This is a genomic window from Brevundimonas sp. NPDC090276 (genome assembly GCF_044772165.1).
Classification (GTDB): Bacteria; Pseudomonadota; Alphaproteobacteria; order Caulobacterales; family Caulobacteraceae; genus Brevundimonas.
Map to the genome: position 1 here is coordinate 491171 of NZ_JBIVYK010000002.1, position 19559 is coordinate 510729.

A 19559-nucleotide genomic window follows, 5' to 3' on the forward strand; every position below is an offset into this window, starting at 1 on the left:
CGATCAGGCCGGCTTTTCTTCCAGACGCTTGTCCAGATAGGCGCCGACGCGACGCTCGACCGCGCCGATGTGGTCCTGCCAGAAGTGGCTCGCGCCTTCTTCCAGTTCGTAGTCGATGACGATGCCCTTCTGGGTGCGCAGCTTGTTGACCACGCGCTCGACCTCGACCGGCGGCACCACGGTGTCGGCGGTGCCATGCAGGAACAGGCCCGAGGCCGGGCAGGGCGCCAGGAAGCTGAAGTCGTACATGTTCGAGGGCGGCGACACCGAGATAAAGCCGTCCGTCTCAGGACGGCGCATCAGCAACTGCATGCCGATGTAGGCGCCGAACTGATAACCGGCGACCCAGGTCTGGGTGGCCGCGGGGTTGTTGGCCTGCAGCCAGTCCAGGGCCGTGGCGGCGTCAGCCAGCTCGCCGATGCCGCTGTCGAACTCGCCCTGCGACTTGCCGACGCCGCGCGAGTTGTAGCGCAGGGTGGCGAAGCCACGCTGGACGAACAGCTGGTGCAGGGTCACCGCCACCGGGTTGTTCATGTGCCCGCCCGCCTTGGGGTGCGGGTGCAGAATCAGGGCGATGGGCGCGTTGGGGCGCTTGCCGGGGGAATAGCGGCCTTCGATACGGCCCGAGGCGCCGGGAAGAATGACTTCAGGCATGGATCAGAGGAATCCTGTCTTCAACTGTCGTTTCGCGGGCGGACAATACTTGACCAACGCAGTAGGACTTTCTAAGTCCGCTCGGCGTGGCGCACTTGTCTGCGAGGGCGCGGGTTCTAACACATGAGCCCCGAAAAGCGTGAAATTTTTGAGGACATTCCATGCGTCTGTCGACAAAGGGACGATACGCCGTGATGGCAATGGCCGATCTGGCGCGCAACGGCGCGGACCGGGCGGTGTCTCTGGCCGAGATCGCGACGCGTCAGGAAATCTCGCTCAGCTATCTGGAGCAGTTGTTCGCGCGCCTGCGTAAAAGCGGTCTGGTCAAGAGCGTACGCGGTCCCGGCGGCGGCTATCGGCTGGCGCGCGAGGCCTGTGAAACGGCCGTGGCCGAGATCGTCCTGGCGGTGGACGAGCCGATCCGCGCCACGCGCTGCGTCGGCGCCGGATCGCCCAAGGGCTGCATGATCAAGGGCGAGCGCTGCATCACCCACCACCTTTGGGAAGACCTGGGTCAGGAAATCCATCGCTATCTCGCCAGCGTCAGCCTGGAGGACGTCATCCAGCACCGCACCGGTCCAGCGCGCCTGGGCGTGCCGGCCGGCGCCGGCATGGAGGCGGCGGCATGAGCGTCTATCTGGATTACAACGCTTCGGGTCTGGTCCGCCCCGAAGTGCAGGAAATCATGGCCAGGGCCCTGGCCGACAACGGCAATCCGTCGGCGGTCCACGCCGCCGGGCGCCGGGCGCGGGCGCGCATCGAGACAGCGCGGGCTCAGGTGGCCGAGCTGGTCGGAGCCGACCCCACCGCCATCATCTTTTCTTCGGGCGGCACTGAATCCAACGCCCAGGCTATCGTCAGCGCTCTGGCGGCGGGTTGCGAGCGGCTGATCGTCGGCGCGACCGAGCATCCTTGCGTGGCCGAGGCTGCGGTGGCCTCAAGCGCACCGGTCGAGGTGCTGCCGGTCGATGTCAATGGCGTGGTCGATCTGGTCTGGCTGGCCGAGGCGCTGGCGCGTCCGGGCCGCGCCGTGGTCGCCATCCATCATGCGAACAATGAAAGCGGCGTGATCCAGCCTATCGCCGAGGCGGCGGCTCTGGTCCGCGCGGCGGGCGGCTGGCTGCACGTTGACGCCATCCAGTCGGCGGGCAAGGTGCCGGTCGATATGCGGGCGCTGGACGCGGACAGCCTGACCCTGTCGGCGCACAAGCTGGGCGGGCCGCAGGGCGTGGGCGCTCTGGTGCTCAAGGAGGGCGTGGCCGGCGTCCGGATCCTGCATGGCGCGGGTCAGGAACGCGGCCTTCGCGCCGGGACCGAGAACGTGCCCGGCATCACTGGCTTCGGCATGGCCGCTGATTGCGCCGCGCGTGATCTGGACGAGGCCATGGCGCACGCCGGCTGGCGCGACGCCGCCGAGGCCAGGGTCAAGGCGGCGGGCGCGACCATCATCGGAGGCGCGGTCGAGCGTCTGCCCAACACCCTGTTCATGGCCGTCGAGGGCTGGGACAGCCCGCAACAGCTCATCACGCTCGATCTGGTCGGGGTCATGGTCTCGGCCGGCTCGGCCTGCTCGTCGGGCAAGGTCAAGCCGTCCAAGGCGATCAGCGCCATGGGGCTGGCTTCGCTGGCGACCGGGGGCGTGCGCGTTTCCGGCGGCTGGGGCACGACGCAGGGCGACTGGGACCGGTTCGCCGAGGCCTGGGTCACGGCCTGGAACAAGCATCAAGCGCGCCTGTCTGAGCGCGCGAAGGAAGTCGCGTAAGTTATGGCTGCTGTTAAGGAAACCGTCGAAGCTGTCGCCGCGCTCGAGAAGTATGAGCACGGCTTCACCTCGGACATCGAAACGGAATATGCGCCGCGCGGCCTGAACGCCGACATCATCCGCTTCATCTCCGAAAAGAAGGGTGAGCCGGAGTGGATGCTGGAATGGCGCCTGGCCGCCTATGAGCGCTGGCTGGCGATGGAGGAGCCGACCTGGGCGGCGGTGAAATACGACCCCGTCGACTATCAGGACCTCTACTACTACGCCGCGCCGAAGCAGAAGGAGGGGCCGAAGTCGCTGGACGAGGTCGATCCCGAAATTCTGGAGGTCTACAAGAAGTTGGGCATCCCGCTGAAGGAGCAGGAGGTCCTGGCGGGCGTGCAGGGCGCACCCAAGGTGGCTGTGGACGCCGTGTTCGACAGCGTCTCGGTTGTGACCACCTTCAAGGAGGAACTGGCCAAGGTCGGCGTGATTTTCATGCCGATTTCCGAGGCCTTGCGCGAATATCCTGATCTGGTGCGCAAATATCTGGGCTCGGTCGTGCCGGTGTCCGACAACTATTTCGCGGCGCTGAACAGCGCAGTCTTTTCGGACGGCAGCTTCGTCTACATTCCCCCGGGCGTGAAATGCCCGATGGAGCTGTCGACCTATTTCCGCATCAATGCCAGCCAGACGGGCCAGTTCGAGCGCACCCTGATCATCGCCGACAAGGGGGCTTACGTCTCCTATCTGGAAGGCTGCACCGCGCCGATGCGCGACGAGAACCAACTGCACGCGGCGGTCGTGGAGATCGTGGCCCTGGACGACGCCGAGGTGAAATACTCGACGGTGCAGAACTGGTATCCCGGCGACGCCGAGGGCAAGGGCGGCATCTACAACTTCGTCACCAAGCGCGCCGACTGCCGCGGCGACCGCTCCAAGGTCAGCTGGACCCAGGTCGAGACCGGCTCGGCCGTCACCTGGAAATACCCGTCCTGCATCCTGAAGGGCGAGGAGAGCTCGGGCGAGTTCTATTCCATCGCGATCACCAACGGGCATCAGCAGGCCGACACCGGCACCAAGATGATCCATCTGGGCAAGAACTCGAAGTCGCGGATCATCGCCAAGGCGGTGTCGGCGGGCAAGTCGGACTCGACCTATCGCGGCCTGGTCTCGGTGCACCCCAAGGCCACGGGCGTGCGCAACTTCACCCAGTGCGACAGCCTGCTGATCGGCAAGGAGTGCGGCTCGCACACCATCCCCTATATCGAGGCCCGCAACGGCTCGGCCCAGCTGGAGCATGAGGCGACGACGACCCGCCTGTCGGAAGACCAGCTCTTCTACGCCCAGCAGCGCGGCCTGTCGGAGGAAGAGGCGGTGGCCCTGCTGGTCAACGGCTTCGTCCGCGACGTCATGCAGAAGCTGCCGATGGAGTTCGCCGTCGAGGCGCAGAAACTAGTGGCGATCAGCCTCGAAGGCTCGGTCGGGTAAAGAAGAACAATGCTGAAGATCAACAATCTCCACGTCTCGGTCGCTGACAAGCCGATCCTCAAGGGCTTGACGCTCGAAGTGCCGGCGGGCGAAGTCCATGCCGTCATGGGGCCGAACGGGGCCGGCAAGTCGACGCTGGGCTACAGCCTGTCGGGTCGTCCCGGTTATGAGGTCACGGACGGTTCCGCCTCGTGGAACGGTCAGGACCTGCTGGACCTGGACCCCGCCGAGCGCGCGGCGGCGGGCGTCTTCCTGTCCTTCCAGTATCCGATGGAGATCCCCGGCGTGCCGGCCATGACCTTCATCCGCACGGCGCTGAACGCTCAGAAGCGCGCGCGCGGCGAGGAAGAGGTCTCGGCCCCCGCCTTCCTGAAGCAGGTCAAGGCGGCGTCGCAGGCGCTGAAGATGGACTTCGGTATGCTGAAGCGGCCGCTGAACGTCGGCTTCTCCGGCGGCGAGAAGAAGCGGATGGAGATCCTGCAGATGGCCCTGCTGGAGCCGTCGCTGCTGATCCTGGACGAGACGGATTCCGGCCTCGACATCGACGCCCTGCGCATCGTGTCGGAGGGGGTGAACGCCCTGCGTCGCGCCGACCGGTCCATGCTGGTCATCACCCACTATCAGCGCCTGCTGGACTATATCAAACCGGACAAGGTCCACGTGCTGGCCGCCGGCCGCATCGTCGCCTCGGGCGGCCCCGAACTGGCGCTGGAGCTGGAGGCGGAAGGGTACGACAAGTTCCTGCCGACCGCGGCATGAGCGCAGCGCCGCAAATCGATCTGACGAACGCCGAGACCTTTCCCACTCGGCGCACGGAAGCGTGGAAATACAGCGATCTGAAGCGCTGGCTTCGTGAAGCGCCTGAACCGTCCGGCACGGCGCTGGTCAGCGCGCCGGGGCCCTTCTACGACCTGGGCGGCGAGGCCATTGTCTTCGCCAACGGCCGTCCGGTCGGCGTCACCGACTTCATCGCCTCGGGCGTGCAGACGCTGCGTCTGCGCTTCCTGTCCGACGCGGTCGGCACCGGCCACACGGCCTCGGCGCGCATCGCCGCACGCACCGGCGCGCGGTTGCTGCTGCTGGAGACGCATGAAGGCAAGGGTTCGGCCTATGTCGCCCACAACAAGGTCGAGATCGACGTCGCCCGCGACGCCGAGGTCACGCGCATCGTCCTGATCGAGGAGCCCGAGGACGCCATTTCGGTGACCAACGCCGAGGTGCGGTTGGAAGCCGGCGGTCGCTATCGCCAGACGGTCGTCACGACCGGCGCCAAGCTGCAGCGCATAGAGACGCAGTTGAGCCATGGGGCCGAGGGCGCCGATGCCCGTCTGGACGGTCTCTATCTGCTCAAGGGTTCGCGCCACGCCGACCTGACGACCGTGGTCGACCATCTGGCCGCGAGCGGCACGACCAGCCAACTGACCAAGGGCGTCGTTCACGACACGGCGCGTGGGGTGTTTCAGGGCAAGATCATCGTCGAGCGCGGGGCCGACGGCACCGACGCCCGCATGGCCCACAACGCCCTGATCGCGTCCGAGCGTGGCGAGATCGACGCCAAGCCCGAGCTGATCATCTATGCCGACGACGTGCAGTGCGCGCACGGCAATACGGTCGGCACGCTGGACGAGAGCGCGCTCTTCTACATGCAACAGCGCGGCATTCCCGCCGACGAGGCCCGCGCCCTGCTGGTCCAGGCATTCCTGTTCGAGGTCGTGGATCGGATCGAGGACGAGGCCGCCAAGGAGGTTGTGCGCGCATGGCTGACGGCCAGACTCTGAAAGGCGGGTCCGTGAAGACATTCGACCCTTATGCCGCGCGGGCGCAGTTCCCGATCCTGTCGCGACAGGTGAACGGCAAGCCGTTGGTCTATCTGGACAACGCGGCCTCGGCGCAGAAGCCTCGCGCGGTGATCGACGCCCTGGTGGCCTCGATGGAGGGCAGCTACGCCAACGTCCATCGCGGCCTGCACACCCTGTCGAACGAGGCGACCGAGGCCTTCGAGGCGGCGCGCGAGATCGTCGCCCGCTTCCTGAATGCACCCTCGGGCGAGAACATCGTCTGGACCAAGGGCGGGACCGAGGCGATTAATCTGGTCGCCAGCGGAATCGGTCTGAGCATCGAGCCGGGCGACGAGATCATCGTCAGCGAAATGGAGCACCACTCCAACATCGTGCCGTGGCACCTGCTGCGCGAACGCAAGGGCGCGGTGCTGAAATGGGCGCCGATAAGGGACGACGGTTCGCTGGACATGGAAGTCTTCGCCGCCCTGCTAGGGCCGAAGACCAGGGTCGTCGCCGTCACTCACATGTCGAATGTGCTGGGCACCATCAACCCGATCGCCGAGATCACCCGCTTGGCCCATGCGGCCGGCGCGCGGGTACTGGTCGACGGCTGTCAGGGCGCGGTGCACGCCACGCCGGACGTTCAGGCGGTCGGCTGCGACTGGTATGTCATCACCGGCCACAAGCTGTATGGCCCGACCGGCGTCGGCGCCCTGTACGGCACGACCGAGGCTCTGGAGAGCCTGCCGCCCTATCAGGGCGGGGGCGAGATGATCCAGACGGTCGAGAAGGACCGCATCACCTATGCGGCGCCGCCGCATCGCTTCGAGGCCGGCACGCCGCCGATTCTGGAGGCCATTGGTCTGGGCGCGGCGTTGGAATGGCTGTCGGGCTTCGACCGTCAGGCCGTGGCTGCGCACGAGCTGGCCCTCTATGACCACGCCCGCGAGCGGCTGGCCGACGCCGGCTGGCTGCGGGTGCTGGGCGAGGCCGAAGGGAAGGGCGCGCTGCTGACCTTCTCTGTCGAGGGCGCCCATGCTCATGACGTGGCCCAGATCATGGACCGTTACGGCGTGGCCGTGCGGGCCGGTCTGCACTGCGCCGAACCGCTGGCGAAAAGACTGGGCGTGACCTCGAGCACGCGCGCCTCCTTCGCCCTATATAACACCGTGGAGGATACAGACGCCTTCGTGGATGCGCTGATCAAGGCGCGGAACTTCTTCGTGTGATGAGTATGGACGCCAAGACCGAAACCGCCATCAGCGACAGCGACGCCTTCGCCGCCAGCTGGGACGAGCCGCAAAAGAGCGCCCTGTCGCAGGCCGAGCTGGACAAGCTGACCGACGACCTGATCGAGGCGCTGAAGACGGTGTACGACCCGGAAATCCCGGTCGACATCTATGAGCTGGGCCTGATCTACAAGGTGGACGTGTCCGACGACCGCGACGTTCTGGTCGAGATGACGCTGACGGCGCCGGGCTGTCCCGTGGCCGGCGAGATGCCCGGCTGGGTCGAGGCGGCGGTGATGAAGGTCGAGGGCGTGAAGTCCGCGCGCGCCAACCTGGTGTTCGACCCGCCGTGGGATTCCTCCAAGATGAGCGATGAGGCCAAGCTGGCCCTGAACATGTTCTGAGGACGTAGCGATGACCGAGCTTCAGACCGCTGCCCGACCGCGCCGCCCCCGGCCCAAGGCCGTGACCCTGACCGACGCCGCCGCCGCGCGCGTGCGCGAGATCATGGCCAATGCCGAGAAGGACTACGTCGGCCTGCGCGTCGGGGTGAAGAACGGCGGCTGCGCCGGGCAGGAATACACCTTCGCCTATGCCGAGCAGATCGAGCCGCTGGACGAGGTGGTCGAGGACAAGGGCGTCACCATCCTGATCGAGCCCAAGGCCGTGCTGTTCCTGATCGGCTCCGAGATTGACTATGAGACGACGAAGCTGGCGTCCAAGTTCGTCTTCCGCAATCCGAACGAGACCGACGCCTGCGGCTGCGGTGAGAGCGTGACCATCATCCCCGCCGCCCTGGACGCCGACTGACATGATCCGACTGGAAGGCGTGACCCGGCGCTATCGCAGCGCGGCGGGCGAGCGCACGGCGCTGGACGCTGTCGACCTGACCATCGGTCGCGGCGAGGTGTTCGGCGTGGTCGGGCGTTCGGGCGCCGGCAAGTCGACCCTGATCCGCGCCATCAATCGGCTGGAGACGCCCGACGCGGGCCGCATCTTCGTCGATGATCAGGAGATCACGGCGCTGAAGCCCGCCGAGCTACGCGCTGCGCGGCGCCGGATCGGCATGATCTTCCAGCACTTCAACCTTCTGAACGCCAAGACCATCGAGGACAACGTCGCCTTTCCCCTGCGGCTGGAGGGACGGCCCGAGGCCGAGGTGAAGGCGCGCACGGCCGAACTGCTGGCCCAGCTGGGTCTGGCCGAACACGCGAAGAAGCATCCGGCCCAGCTGTCGGGCGGTCAGAAGCAGCGCGTCGGCATCGCCCGCGCTCTGGCCTGCGGTCCCAGCGTCCTGCTATGCGATGAAGCGACCAGCGCGCTGGACCCGGAGACGACCGAGGACATCCTGACCCTGCTGGACGGGCTGAACCGAGATCTGGGCCTGACCATCGTCCTGATCACCCACCAGATGGAGGTGGTGCGCCGCGTTTGCGACCGGGTGGCGGTGCTGAAGGACGGCAGGATCGTGGAGCAGGGCGCGACGGCGGACGTTTTCCTGCACCCGCAGCATCCCGTGACCCGCGCCATGCTGGCCGAGGGCGAGGAGGCGTTCGACGCCTCGGTCGTGCCCGCCGGGGCCCGGCTGGCCAAGCTGACCTTCCGCGGTTCTTCGACCTATGAACCGGAACTGAGCCGCGTCGCGCGCTCGGTCGGCGTCGACTATTCCATCCTGTCGGGGCGGATCAGCCGTATCCGGGGCGAGCCCTATGGCCAACTGGTCGTGGCCTTCACCGGCGGCGACGCCGAGGTGGCCATAGCGCAACTGACCACGCGCGGCGTGACGGTAGAGGCAGCCTGATGTTCGACAACGTAGATTGGGCCGAGATTGGCCGCGCCACCGTCGACACCTTGCTGATGCTGGGTGGGTCGCTGGTGCTGACGGTCATTCTGGGGGTGCCGCTGGGCGTGCTGCTCTATCTGTCGGGCAAGGGGCGGCTGGCTGCCAATCCGGTGCTGAACACCTTGCTGTCGCTGATCGTCAACGTGCTGCGCTCGGTGCCCTTCATCATCCTGCTGATCGTCATGCTGCCGGTGACAGTGCTGCTGGTCGGCACGTCGCTGGGCGTGGCCGGGGCCATTCCGCCGTTGGTCGTGGGGGCTGCACCCTTCTTTGCGCGTCTGGTCGAGACGGCCCTGCGGGAAGTGGATAAGGGCGTGGTCGAGGCGACCCAGGCCATGGGTGGCTCGACCTTCCAGATCGTGACGCGCGCCCTCTTGCCCGAGGCCATGCCGGGCATCATCGCCGGGGCCACGGTCACCGCCATCGCCCTGGTCAGCTACACCGCCATGGCGGGCGTGGTCGGCGCGGGCGGTCTGGGCGACCTGGCCGTGCGCTTCGGCTATCAGCGCTTCCAGACCGACGTCATGGTCGTGACCGTAGTTCTGCTGCTGATCCTCGTACAAATTCTGCAGATGATCGGCGACCGTCTGGTCGCTAAGGTCTCGCACCGCTGATTTTTCGAAAGCCTGCCCCATGATCCGCCGTTCGCTGCTGCTGTCCGCCGTCGCTGTCCTGACGCTCGCCGCCTGCGGCCAGGGCGCGGACAAGAAGGCAGGCGCCGAGGGCGCGCCTCTGCTGGTCGGCGCCACGGCCGTGCCGCACGCGGAAATCCTGGAGGCGGTGAAGCCGATCCTGGCCGCCGAGGGCGTGCCGATCGAGATCAAGGTCTTCAACGACTACGTTCAGCCCAACGTGCAACTGTCTGAAAAGCGGCTGGATGTGAACTATTTCCAGACCAAGCCCTACCTAGACGAGTTCAACATCGCGCGCGGCGCTGATCTGGTCACCGTGGTCGGCGTCCACGTCGAGCCTCTGGGCATCTATTCGAAGAAGCACACGGCCCTGGCGGCGATCCCGAACGGGGCGCTGGTGGTGCTGCCGAATGATGCGTCCAACACCGGACGGTCGTTGCTGCTGCTGCAGAGCGCCGGCCTGATCACCCTGCGCGATCCGACCAACCCGCTGCAGACGGTGCGCGACATCGCCACCAACCCCAAGGGGCTGAAGTTCCAGGAGGTCGAGGCCGCCACCATTCCGCGTATCCTGCCTCAGGTCGACGCGGCGGTGATCAACACCAACTATGCCCTGGACGCCGGTCTGAAGCCCAAGACCGACGCCCTGTCGCTGGAAGGCGCCGACAGCCCCTATGTCAACTATCTGGTGGCGCGCCCGGACAATCAGAACGACCCGCGCGTTCAGGCGCTGGCCACGGCCCTGCGCAGCCAGGCGGTCAGGGACTTCATCGCCAGGAAGTACGACGGCGCGGTGATCCCCGCCGCCTGATCCGTCAGGCCGGTTCGACCACGACCGCCGTGCCATAGGCCAGGACCTCGGTCACGCCGGGCATGATCTCGTTGGCGTCGTAACGCATGGCCAGGATGGCGTTGGCGCCCATATCGCGCGCATGGGCGACCAGTTCGTCATAGGCTTCCTGACGTGCGGCCTCGGCCAGCTTCACATAGGCGCCGACGCGCCCGCCAATCATCGATTGCACCCCGCCGATAGCGTCGGAAATGACGTTGCGCGAGCGCACGGTGACGCCGCGCACCATGCCGAGATGGCGGACGATGCGGTGGCCGGCCAGGTCATTGGTGGTCGTGACGAGCATGGTCGTGTCTCCAGTTTAGCGGCGGTCCAGGGTGCGGAAGGTGAAGGCGTGGTCGTCCTTCTCGCCCGCCGGATGGGGTTCCGACAGGGTTTCCATGAAGGCGGCTTCGTCAAAGGCGGGGAAGTGGGCGTCGCCTTTGGGCTCGGCCTCGACCTCGGTGATGTAGAGACGCTGGGCGCGTGGCAGGACGGCCTCGAACAGGGCGGTGCCGCCGATGACGCAGACCTCGTCCACGCCGTCCTCTACGGCGGTTTCGCGCGCGATGGACAGGGCCTCGCTCAGGTTCGAGCAGACCAGCGCGCCCTTGGCCATGCCATCAGACTCATAGGATCCGTCCTTGGTCAGGACGATGTTCAGGCGACCGGGCAGGGGTTTGAGCGGCAGGCTTTCCCAGGTCTTGCGGCCCATGATGCAGGGCTTGCCGACCGTGACAGCCTTGAAGCGCTGCAGATCCGACCGCAGCCGCCACGGCAGGTCGCCGTCGCGTCCGATGACGCCATTGCGGGCGCGGGCGACGACGAGGGCGATTTTGGGTATGGACACAGGGCAGACTCCGAAAGGCGGGGACGGCTGAACGCCGCCCCCTGATCGGACTTAGGCCTCTGGCTCGAGCAGTTTCAAGCGGAAGAAGGCCGCGCCTATCACTGCGCCGATGGCCGGGGCGACGAAGAAGACCCAGACCTGGCTCAGGGCCTGTCCGCCGACCAGCAGGGCGGGGCCGAAGCTGCGGGCCGGGTTGACTGAGACGCCCGTCACCTGGATGCCGACGATGTGGATGACGGCCAGGGTGATGCCGATGGCGACGCCGGCGAAGGCGCCGTGCCCCTTGGCCCCGGTCACGCCCAGGATGGCGATGATGAAGATGGCGGTGGCGACGATCTCGAAGATCAGGGCCGCGTGCAGGCCGTATCCGCCCGGCGATCCGGCGTCGAAGCCGTTCTGGCCCAGACTGGCGAAGCCGGTCTTGGCGATCATGCCGAGGATGGCCGCGCCGATGATGGCCCCGATGAACTGGGCGATCCAGTAGATGACCATGTCCTTGAGGCTCATCCGCCCGGCGACGAAGACGCCCAGGCTGACCGCCGGATTGACGTGACAGCCTGACACGGGGCCTATGCCATAGGCCATGGCGATGATGGCGAAGCCAAAGGCCAGGGCGATGCCCAACTGGCCTACATGATCAAACCCGCCCAGCACGGCGGCGCCGCACCCGAACAGCACCAGCACCATCGTCCCGACCAGTTCGGCCGCAAACTTCTTCAACATGACAACCCTCCCGTTTCATGCGCCCGCATCGACGCGGAACAGGGAGGGTGCGCCGAGTCCTGCCGCTTCGCCAGACGGCGATACGGGAGTTTACGCTTCGGCTTTTTGGGCTTCCGGCTCCAGCCACTTCAGCCATTTGCGCTGCATGGCGGCTTCCAGGTTGATGCCGGCGTGGTCGCAGTAGATGAGCAGCATACCGAGGACGTCGGCGGCCTCGTCGCCGAGAGCGGTCGCGTCGGGCGCGCCTCGCGCGCGTCCGGTCAGGTTCAGGTGTTCCTTGGTCAGTTCGCCCAGTTCTTCCTGCAGTTTCAGCAGAGCCCAGTCGCGGTCACGGTCGATGGCGTGTTCGCGTGCATAGATGTCGGAGATGCGGAGGACGTCCGCCTTGAGGTCAGCGATTTTCATGAGGGTCAGACCGCGACAGCGGCCTTGATGTGCGGCCAGGACTGGTAGTCGTTCAGCACGAAGTCCGACATCTCGAACCCGAACAGGTCGGCCTTGTCGGCCACCGTCAGGGTCGGCAGGGGCAGGGGGGCGCGGCTGAGCTGCAGCTCGGCTTGTTCCAGATGGTTCAGATACAGGTGAGCGTCGCCGAAGGTGTGGACGAAGTCGCCTGGCTCCAGACCCACGACCTTGGCCAGCATGTGAGTCAGCAGGGCGTAGGAGGCGATGTTGAACGGCACGCCCAGGAAGATGTCGGCCGAGCGCTGATACAGCTGGCAGCTCAGCTTGCCGTCGGCGACGAAGAACTGGAACAGGCAGTGGCAGGGCGGCAGGGCCATGTCGTCCACGTCGGCCGGGTTCCAGGCGCTGACGATGTGGCGTCGGCTGTTGGGGTTGGTTTTCAGGCCGTGGATCAGCTTCTGAATCTGGTCGATGCTCTGGCCGTTCGGGGCGGCCCAAGAGCGCCACTGCTTACCGTAAACGGGGCCCAGGTCGCCCTCGGCGTCGGCCCATTCGTCCCAGATGCTGACGCCGTTGTCCTTCAGCCAGGCGATGTTGGTCTCGCCGCGCAGGAACCACAGCAGCTCAATGAAGATCGAGCGCGTGTGCAGCTTCTTCGTCGTCAGCAGCGGGAAGCCCTTGGACAGGTCGAAGCGCATCTGGCGGCCGAAGACGCCCAGGGTGCCGGTGCCGGTGCGGTCGTCGCGTCGCACGCCGTTGTCGAGGATGTCCCGCAGCAGATTCAGGTACTGCCATTCGGGATGATCGGCGGGGACGGCCGCCGTGCGAGCTTCGAGATCAGCGAGGGCGACGGCGGCGTTCATGGGGAGAGAATGCCGTTGATTCGCGGCGCGGGGCAGGCGCCTGATTCGCTTGCTCACAGAAAAGAGAAGCGCCCGCCGATTTCTCGACGGGCGCTCCTTCATTCGATCGTCTCGACGAGGATCAGCGACCCGGCGCGAGGCGTTCGTTCTGGACCCAGCCCAGGTTGTCGTTGTCGTCCATGACCTCCCACCAGACGCCCTCGCGGTTGCCGGTCGGGTAGAGGCGCAGGCCTGCGGGCAGTGCGCGCACGACCGAGCCGCCGTTCGGCCTCGAACGCAGGGTCGCCGCCTGCTGGACAGTATAGGTCTGGACCGAGGCTTCGTGAGCCGCCGAGCCGCCTTCCAGACCGCCCATCTGCATGACCATGTCGGTGTAGGCCTGGATGAAGGACTGGGCGACGATGCGGCCGATCTCGGTGTTTTCATAGCTGCCGCCGCCCAGGGCGCCGGCTCCGAAGCCGCCGGCGCCGAGACCCCAGCTCAGATCGCTCTTGGAGGCGTAGCCCTCGGTCACCGCCGCGGTTTCCGAAGTGCGGACGTTGGTCAGGGACAGGACGGTGTTGGCCTCCATCCGGCGCGTCCGCAGACCACCGACGATGGCGCCCGCGCGGCCGCCGATGGCTGCGCCGGCCAGACCGGCCAGGGCGCTGCCGCCCGAATTGGCGTTCTGGCTGGCGATCTCGCCGACCAGGACGAAGTCGGCCGCACGCACCTGGCCGCCGCCGACGTTGGAGCCGCGCTGCAGGTCGCCGCCCGAGGCCAGCTCACGCTCGCGCTGGGCCACGCTCATGCCCGTGCCGCGATCCACCAGGGTGAAGCAGCCCGAACGCTGGACGACGACACGCAGCAGGCTTTGCGGCGGCGACAATTGCAGCTCGCGCCAGAAGTCGGACTGGCCGTCGGCCAGGGTGACGGTGCCCAGGCTGCGGGCGCAGCGCGGGATCTGGGCCATCTGGGCGTCCTGGGTGCGCTGGGCGCCGCTGCGGCGCGCCTGGGCTTCGGAGGCGGTCGGCAACACCGAGGCGGCCATGAGGGCGGCCAAGGCAGGGGCCATCATACGAATGTTCAAGGTAAAGCTCCTGTAAGGGGGTTCAGGCGTCGCCGCTCTCTCCTGAGAGGGCGGGGCCGTGTTCAGTTCTCGGTCGTCAGGCGATCGCGCTGCAGCCAGCCGATGTTGTCATCGGCATCCAAAACCTCGATCCAGTCGCCGTCCTCATTGCCGGTCGGGAAGACAGTGTCTTCGGCGGCCATCGGGCGAACCACGTCGCCGCCTGGCGCGCTGCGCAGGATGGAAGCGCGGGCCAGGGCGTAGCTGGTGACGGCCGGGCGTGCCGGGCTGCGCTGTTCCTGGCGCCCGCGCGACGGGCGAGCGGCTTCAGCCTGACGAACGGCGAGGGCTTCCTGCGCCGCCGCTTCGGCGCGGAGCGCCTCGCGGTTGGCGAGGGTGACTTCCGGAACGCTGGAGCCCGTGCCGCCCAGGCTGGTCACGAGGTCGGCGTAGCCGCGCACGAAGGCCAGGGCCAGGGTCTTGCCCTCGTCCTCACTCTCATAGCCGGCGCCGACGCGGCCGCCGAAATGGTTGTCGCGGATGCGTAGGCGGCGCCAGTCGTCCTTGTTGGCGACGGCGCGGGTGTAACCCACCGTCTCGGCGAGGGGCACGCTGGACAGCGAGAAGACGACCTGGGCGTCTGCCTTGCCCTTGGCGAGATCCTTCTTAAGGTCCTTGATGGAGTCGACGGTGCGATTGCTCAGCGCCTGATCCAGCTGATTGCCGGCGATGTTGGCGCCTGAGGAGAGCATCTGGGCCATGCCGGCGCCCAGTTCGGCGCCTTCGCCCTGCGTGACCGCCGCGACGCCGGCCTGAAGCAACATGCGTCCGCCGCTGGACGCCAGGGACCCGAGCAGCCCCCGACGGCTGTCGCCGCTATCGGCCTCGATCGGATTGGCCAGCTCAGCGACCAGGACGAAATCCGCGGTGCGGATGCGACCGGCGGCGCCCAGGCCGCGCTCGCGCTCGACAACATTCATGCCCGGGCCGCGCTCGATCAGGGTGAAGCAACCGGATTCGCGGACCAGATAGCGCAGCAGCTCGGATGGCGCGCCCACGCCCAACTGGTTGAACAGGGCTCCTTGGGTGTCGGCGATGGTCACCGTGCCCAGGTTTTGCGTGCAGCGCGGCGTCTCATTGATGACTGGCGCCGCCGTGTCATTGCTACGGCGACCGAAGATCTGGGCTTCGGCCGGGGTCGTCAGCATGACGGTCAAGGCGGCGACAGCGGTCAGGCCGCGTGCAAAATGAGGCATAATTCTGGCTTATGGTTGTTGAAAAAAGCTCCATTTCTCTAGCTTTGCCATAAGCGAAGCGCAACAGCGCTCGACCCATCAGCCCGCAAAACCGCCTGAGTTCAGGAAGATCATCTCGTCCGCCGTCGTTTCTCGACCCAGACAAGCGTTGCGATGCGGGTAGCGTCCAAAGCGGGCGACAATGTCACGGTGGATGACGGCGAATTTGAAAGTCTCGGGCGTTTCGACTTCGTCCAGCAGCGACAGAAGCATCTCCTGATCGGTGAGCGATTCCGAGTGCATCAGCGGCATCAGAATGAAGGGGCGGAGGTCGCCTGCCACCTGGCGGTCATGGCCGATGGCGATCGCCGCCTTGGCGAACATCAGGGCCAGGGAATCGGTGGCGAACATATGCGCCGTGTCGCGAAAGGCGTTTCGCGGCAGTTGATCCAGCACGATGATGAGGGCCAGAGCGCCTTCGGCCGTCGCGGCCCAGGCGTCCAGTTCGCGCCGCGCGGCGGCGAAATGCGTGTCGCGGCAACGTTCGGTGAAGGCCGCGTCGAAGGCGGCGTCCTTGGCGAACCATTTTTCAGGTCCGGCTTCGATCCAGAAGGCGACGATTTCGGCGGGGGTCAGCAGTTGATTCATGCTGCGTAGACTAGCGCATATCCAAACGATCGCGCGGCCCCGCCAGGGGAAACATCTAACGATGTAAAGGAAATGGTCGGAGTGAGAGGATTCGAACCTCCGACCCCTGCGTCCCGAACGCAGTGCTCTACCAGACTGAGCCACACTCCGACATTTCGTCTCGACGCGGGCCAGAGGCCGTTGCTGCGCCGAGGAGGGGGCTTATAGCCACGTGTTTCGGACCTCGCAAGCGGGGATTTGCCGGTTTTTTAAAAGTCGCCGCTCGATGAAAATTCTTTTGTTTTCAGTGTTGCATCCCCGAAAAGCTTGGCGTATCTCACCGCTCCTCGCCGCAACGAACTGCGGCGACGCACTGGTCCTGCTGGGGAATGGTGTAATGGTAACACTACGGTTTTTGGTACCGTCATTCTAGGTTCGAGTCCTAGTTCCCCAGCCACCGGTTTCATTGAAGAAATCGCCCTTTAGGGCAGTCCCGAGCAGCGTGAGTTTACAGGCCGATCCATTGGCTTTGTTTCCGTTTAGCTTTCTGTTTCTTTCGAAACATGTTGCTGAACCCTTTGGGAGGAGATGTCGGGCCGCGGCCGACGCCTTGACCCAGGTCTTATGATCTTGCGGGCTCTCCGTTGGCTTCTGTTCGACGGAATTCCCATCCCGCCGGTCCGAGGCGCATCCAGTCGGGCGTCAGACCGTCTTGGTCGTCGAGCGCTGACTGGGTGTTTGGATCCGACCACAGCTTGATTTTCGTTGAGGGCTGTTGAACCGAAAGCGTGAGCTGCAGGACCAGGCGCTTGGCGTCTTCATTCGTCGGCTGCAAGCGGATAGCCTCTCGGCAAGCCCTGAGGGCGGCGACGTTGTCTGTGAGGGCTTGGAGCGAAAGCGCCAATTTAAGCCAGGCGTTGCCGCCCCCGGGCTCGGCCGCCACCGAAAGTGAGAGCAGCCGCGCGGCTTCGGCATGGTCGCCGTTCGCCGCCATCAGGCGGCCAAGGCGGTAGAGCGTCAGCGCGTCGTTGGGCTGCATCGTCAGAATCTGCCGATGGGCGTGTTCCGCAGCGATGATCTCGTTCTTGTTTTCGAGCTCGAGCGCCTTGTCGCGCATAGCCACCAGGCCCCTTGGATCCAGTGAATGGCCAAGGTTTCGTCCGTTCCTGGTCGACACGGAGCAGGCTCTCAGTCGTCGCTCCTGCGAAGTGAAAAGATACTTGTATGGTTCGTCGCCACGCAGGAAATCGTAGGAGATAAAGCTCTGTGCGATGGCGTGACGGATGCTGAAGGCGTGCAGCAGGTAGCCGGCGGGCGCTTCGTCATAGTGCTCGTCGCGGCCTGCAAGAAAGAACAGCATCGCCTTCTTGGTGGGGTCGACCAGAATCGCCAAGGCGGCCACGGGGCGCCCCTTGTGCCGGAACACGGGCAGGAACAGGTTTCCGTTTGCGGCGCAACGGGTCAGCATGGCGCGATTGTACTGGACGATGTCGTTGGTTCTGGCGCCCTTGCGTCGCGACCATTTGCTCGCCCAGAGACGAAGTAGGGCCTCGATGTCGCTGGCGTAGGTTGAAGCGTCAGACAAGGTGATTTCGTAGTTTTCTGAAGCATCGACCTTACGCAGCCAGCGTCGGATTTTTTGCCGGTTGTTGGCGCTGAGGCCCGTCAGGTAGGTGTCCCAGTCCGAGGGCAACGCGACGAAGGGGCAAATGCTGACGTTCGTATTCGTGATCTTGTCAATGTACTCGATGTCCTTGTGAACGAACCGAGACTCGTCGAAAGCTGACAGGAATAGCCTGCGGCGTCGGTCGGACATCCAGAGGTTGGACATGGTCAGCTTGGCCCATTTGAGCTTTCGCCGCAGGTAGTCGGTGAAAGCTGAAACCGCCGCAGTCTCGACGTCGGGACGGGTCAGAACGCCTGCATGGTCTGAAAATCCGCTGCCGGCGAGATATAGTTCGTTGAAGAAGCCTCGCTCCCGGTCGAAATGGACGCGCATTCGCAATGGCAGAAAGGCGACGTAGTGGTCGTCTGCTTGAGTCCGCTTGGCCGCCAGCACCAGCCAGACCGTCTGGCGCTCTGTCAGCCAGTCGACGATCCAACGCCATGACATGAAGAGACTCGCCTCCGGGTCGAGGGCATAGGCCGCGTCCCAGTCGCCACGGACGCGCTCAAGCGCACCGAAATCTTCGATGACATCGACGTACATCGCGCAACCCCTTGCCAGCTCAGCCGTGCGTCAAACGGGGGCATGATCGCTTGGTTCCAGCGAGCGCGGCAAAGCTCTTGCGCACCGCTCGGGACCTTCGATCGACAGAAGCCGATCCATAGGATCGTCAGAGCGCCAAGGATCCGCTTTGACGATCAAGACCGACGCCGAAGGCGCGGCTGCGTTGGGCGACACGATTCAGGATGCTTGAGGCAAGCGAGGCGACGGCCAGGGCAGGGAACCCGCGCGTGGCCATGTCGTCCGTCCCGCCGAGCCCGATCTCATTCAGTGTCAGCGGAACCAGGCGCACGCCTCGGCATCGGCCCTGTTCGAACGTGCACTCGGCGATGATTCCTTCCCAGGACTCGGGCGGGTAGGCGCCAATCGGCTTTTCCGTCTGGAAGACGAAATTGCCGAGGCCGTAGAAGATCGGCGCCCCCCTGTAGAGTTCGATCCCCTGCAGCAGGGGCGCGCCGTGGCCGGCGAAGACGGCGGCGCCGGCGTCTATGCAGCGTCGGGCCAGAGCGCGCTGCCAATCTGGAACATCGGTCATGTCGGGTTCCCAGTCGTGATTGTGCTGATAGGCGATGACGAGCTGGGCCTGGCGACGGGCCGTACGGATGGCGTTCAGGATGCGCTCGACGTCTTCGGCAACGGGCTGGCCAGCGGCGTCGCGGCGCAGCTCGTTGACGCCGGGACGGTCCGGCGTCGCCGCTCCTCCGGGCCTGACCTTGCCGGTGGCGAAGGCGACCAGTCCGACCGTTCCGGCGCTCGAGGCGGCATAGGCGGGAACCGAGGCCGCTGCCAGATTCGCGCCGCTGCCGGTCGAGGGCAGGCCTGCCACGCGCAGGGCGGCGACCGTGTCGAGGATGCCGCCAGAGCCGAGATCAAAGGCGTGGTTATTGGCGGTGGCGACCAGATTGACGTGGGCGGCCTTCAACCCCTCCAGCATTTCGGGGCCGGCGGCGTGCAAGGTCAGCAGTTCGCGGGTCGGCGCTCCTGCGTTCGGTCCCTGGATGACGGTCTCGAGGTTGGTGAAGACCACATGGCTTTGCGCCAGGCGGGCGGCGACGCCGTCGCGGCCGGGCCATTCGCCGGGGCCGGGCGCGTGTTCGATCAGGGCCTGACCCAACAGGCTAAGTTTGAGAACCGGGGTACGCGCCATGGCGGATCCCGCCAGAGCTGCTGCCCCCGTGGCCAGAAAACCGCGTCGATCCATAATGCCTCTCCCCATTTCAGCGGCACCATAAGATTGGCGGCGCGTCTGGGGGTAGCTCATGCCGAGAGCGCATGGTCCGATACAAAACTGCAATATTGTTGCATTCGATCTCGCGACCCGGCTCCTTCCGGCTCAATCGCACGTCTCGATCCAAACAGGGGCGGCGCTGGGCATCGGAAA

At 65.8% G+C, this 19559-nt stretch carries 22 protein-coding genes and 2 tRNA genes; 12 read left to right on the top strand and 12 right to left on the bottom strand.

Annotation, left to right across the window (positions count from 1 at the left end):
• Positions 1-3: 3 nt before the first annotated feature.
• Positions 4-654, bottom strand: coding sequence for an alpha/beta hydrolase (locus ACIQTU_RS08170; protein ID WP_105564945.1), 651 nt, complete (start codon positions 652-654; stop codon positions 4-6).
• A 161-nt stretch (positions 655-815) separates the two neighbouring features.
• On the opposite strand from ACIQTU_RS08170, the gene ACIQTU_RS08175 reads away from it, so the two are divergent.
• From ACIQTU_RS08175 to ACIQTU_RS08225, 11 genes are read left to right on the top strand one after another with little or no spacing between them, the layout of a single operon-like run.
• Positions 816-1283 carry an Rrf2 family transcriptional regulator gene (locus ACIQTU_RS08175; RefSeq protein ID WP_400545064.1) on the top strand — a complete coding sequence of 156 codons (468 nt, stop codon included), beginning with the start codon at positions 816-818 and terminating at the stop codon, positions 1281-1283.
• A complete protein-coding gene (locus tag ACIQTU_RS08180) occupies positions 1280-2416 on the top strand; it encodes a cysteine desulfurase family protein (RefSeq protein ID WP_400545067.1) in 1137 nt (378 codons plus the stop codon). The genes ACIQTU_RS08175 and ACIQTU_RS08180 overlap by 4 nt, the downstream gene beginning before the upstream one ends.
• 3 nt (positions 2417-2419) lie before the next feature.
• Complete coding sequence (sufB, locus tag ACIQTU_RS08185; protein WP_400545070.1) at positions 2420-3886, top strand: Fe-S cluster assembly protein SufB; 1467 nt, start codon at positions 2420-2422, stop codon at positions 3884-3886.
• 9 nt (positions 3887-3895) lie between these two features.
• Positions 3896-4645: a Fe-S cluster assembly ATPase SufC gene (gene sufC / locus ACIQTU_RS08190; RefSeq protein ID WP_400545073.1), complete on the top strand. Its 750-nt coding sequence runs from the start codon at positions 3896-3898 to the stop codon at positions 4643-4645.
• Positions 4642-5664: a Fe-S cluster assembly protein SufD gene (gene sufD, locus ACIQTU_RS08195; RefSeq protein WP_400545075.1), complete on the top strand. Its 1023-nt coding sequence runs from the start codon at positions 4642-4644 to the stop codon at positions 5662-5664. The genes sufC and sufD overlap by 4 nt, the downstream gene beginning before the upstream one ends.
• On the top strand, positions 5643-6896 hold the full coding sequence (locus ACIQTU_RS08200; RefSeq protein ID WP_400545077.1) for an aminotransferase class V-fold PLP-dependent enzyme: 1254 nt from the start codon (positions 5643-5645) through the stop codon (positions 6894-6896). Before sufD ends, ACIQTU_RS08200 begins: the two co-directional genes overlap by 22 nt.
• Positions 6897-6901: 5 nt before the next feature.
• Positions 6902-7300, top strand: a complete 399-nt coding sequence (locus tag ACIQTU_RS08205; RefSeq protein WP_400547073.1) for an SUF system Fe-S cluster assembly protein — start codon at positions 6902-6904, stop codon at positions 7298-7300.
• 10 nt (positions 7301-7310) lie between these two features.
• A complete protein-coding gene (locus ACIQTU_RS08210) occupies positions 7311-7706 on the top strand; it encodes a HesB/IscA family protein (protein WP_400545079.1) in 396 nt (131 codons plus the stop codon).
• A 1-nt stretch (position 7707) separates the two neighbouring features.
• The gene (locus ACIQTU_RS08215; RefSeq protein ID WP_400545082.1) at positions 7708-8697 is read left to right on the top strand and encodes a methionine ABC transporter ATP-binding protein; all 990 of its coding nucleotides are present in this window, start codon (positions 7708-7710) and stop codon (positions 8695-8697) included.
• Positions 8697-9353: a methionine ABC transporter permease gene (locus ACIQTU_RS08220; protein ID WP_400545085.1), complete on the top strand. Its 657-nt coding sequence runs from the start codon at positions 8697-8699 to the stop codon at positions 9351-9353. The genes ACIQTU_RS08215 and ACIQTU_RS08220 overlap by 1 nt, the downstream gene beginning before the upstream one ends.
• 19 nt (positions 9354-9372) lie before the next feature.
• Positions 9373-10182: a MetQ/NlpA family ABC transporter substrate-binding protein gene (locus ACIQTU_RS08225; protein WP_400545088.1), complete on the top strand. Its 810-nt coding sequence runs from the start codon at positions 9373-9375 to the stop codon at positions 10180-10182.
• 4 nt (positions 10183-10186) lie between these two features.
• Here ACIQTU_RS08225 and ACIQTU_RS08230 read toward each other — a convergent pair whose 3' ends face one another.
• From ACIQTU_RS08230 to ACIQTU_RS08270, 9 genes are all read right to left on the bottom strand, one after another.
• Positions 10187-10507: a YbjQ family protein gene (locus ACIQTU_RS08230; RefSeq protein WP_400545091.1), complete on the bottom strand. Its 321-nt coding sequence runs from the start codon at positions 10505-10507 to the stop codon at positions 10187-10189.
• A 15-nt stretch (positions 10508-10522) separates the two neighbouring features.
• The gene (locus tag ACIQTU_RS08235; protein ID WP_400545094.1) at positions 10523-11050 is read right to left on the bottom strand and encodes a dihydrofolate reductase; all 528 of its coding nucleotides are present in this window, start codon (positions 11048-11050) and stop codon (positions 10523-10525) included.
• A 51-nt stretch (positions 11051-11101) separates the two neighbouring features.
• On the bottom strand, positions 11102-11773 hold the full coding sequence (locus ACIQTU_RS08240) for an aquaporin (RefSeq protein WP_400545097.1): 672 nt from the start codon (positions 11771-11773) through the stop codon (positions 11102-11104).
• 90 nt (positions 11774-11863) lie between these two features.
• Positions 11864-12178 (bottom strand): phosphoribosyl-ATP pyrophosphohydrolase, encoded by a 315-nt coding sequence (locus tag ACIQTU_RS08245; RefSeq protein WP_400545100.1) that lies wholly within the window; start codon positions 12176-12178, stop codon positions 11864-11866.
• 5 nt (positions 12179-12183) lie between these two features.
• Positions 12184-13041 (bottom strand): thymidylate synthase, encoded by an 858-nt coding sequence (locus ACIQTU_RS08250; protein WP_400545102.1) that lies wholly within the window; start codon positions 13039-13041, stop codon positions 12184-12186.
• 121 nt (positions 13042-13162) lie between these two features.
• On the bottom strand, positions 13163-14110 hold the full coding sequence (locus ACIQTU_RS08255; RefSeq protein WP_400545105.1) for a CsgG/HfaB family protein: 948 nt from the start codon (positions 14108-14110) through the stop codon (positions 13163-13165).
• A 62-nt stretch (positions 14111-14172) separates the two neighbouring features.
• Positions 14173-15345 (bottom strand): hypothetical protein, encoded by a 1173-nt coding sequence (locus tag ACIQTU_RS08260; RefSeq protein WP_400545108.1) that lies wholly within the window; start codon positions 15343-15345, stop codon positions 14173-14175.
• A gap of 78 nt (positions 15346-15423) precedes the next feature.
• On the bottom strand, positions 15424-15972 hold the full coding sequence (locus ACIQTU_RS08265; protein WP_400545111.1) for a DUF924 family protein: 549 nt from the start codon (positions 15970-15972) through the stop codon (positions 15424-15426).
• A gap of 73 nt (positions 15973-16045) precedes the next feature.
• A tRNA-Pro gene (locus ACIQTU_RS08270) sits at positions 16046-16122 on the bottom strand.
• A 212-nt stretch (positions 16123-16334) separates the two neighbouring features.
• Between ACIQTU_RS08270 and ACIQTU_RS08275 the strand changes: the two genes are divergently transcribed.
• Positions 16335-16408: transfer RNA gene (locus ACIQTU_RS08275), tRNA-Gln, on the top strand.
• 165 nt (positions 16409-16573) lie between these two features.
• Here the strand turns inward: ACIQTU_RS08275 and ACIQTU_RS08280 are convergent.
• Both ACIQTU_RS08280 and ACIQTU_RS08285 read right to left on the bottom strand, forming a co-directional pair.
• Positions 16574-18160, bottom strand: coding sequence for a GNAT family N-acetyltransferase (locus ACIQTU_RS08280; RefSeq protein ID WP_400545114.1), 1587 nt, complete (start codon positions 18158-18160; stop codon positions 16574-16576).
• 127 nt (positions 18161-18287) lie between these two features.
• The gene (locus ACIQTU_RS08285; protein WP_400545117.1) at positions 18288-19325 is read right to left on the bottom strand and encodes a CapA family protein; all 1038 of its coding nucleotides are present in this window, start codon (positions 19323-19325) and stop codon (positions 18288-18290) included.
• Positions 19326-19559: the final 234 nt, after the last annotated feature.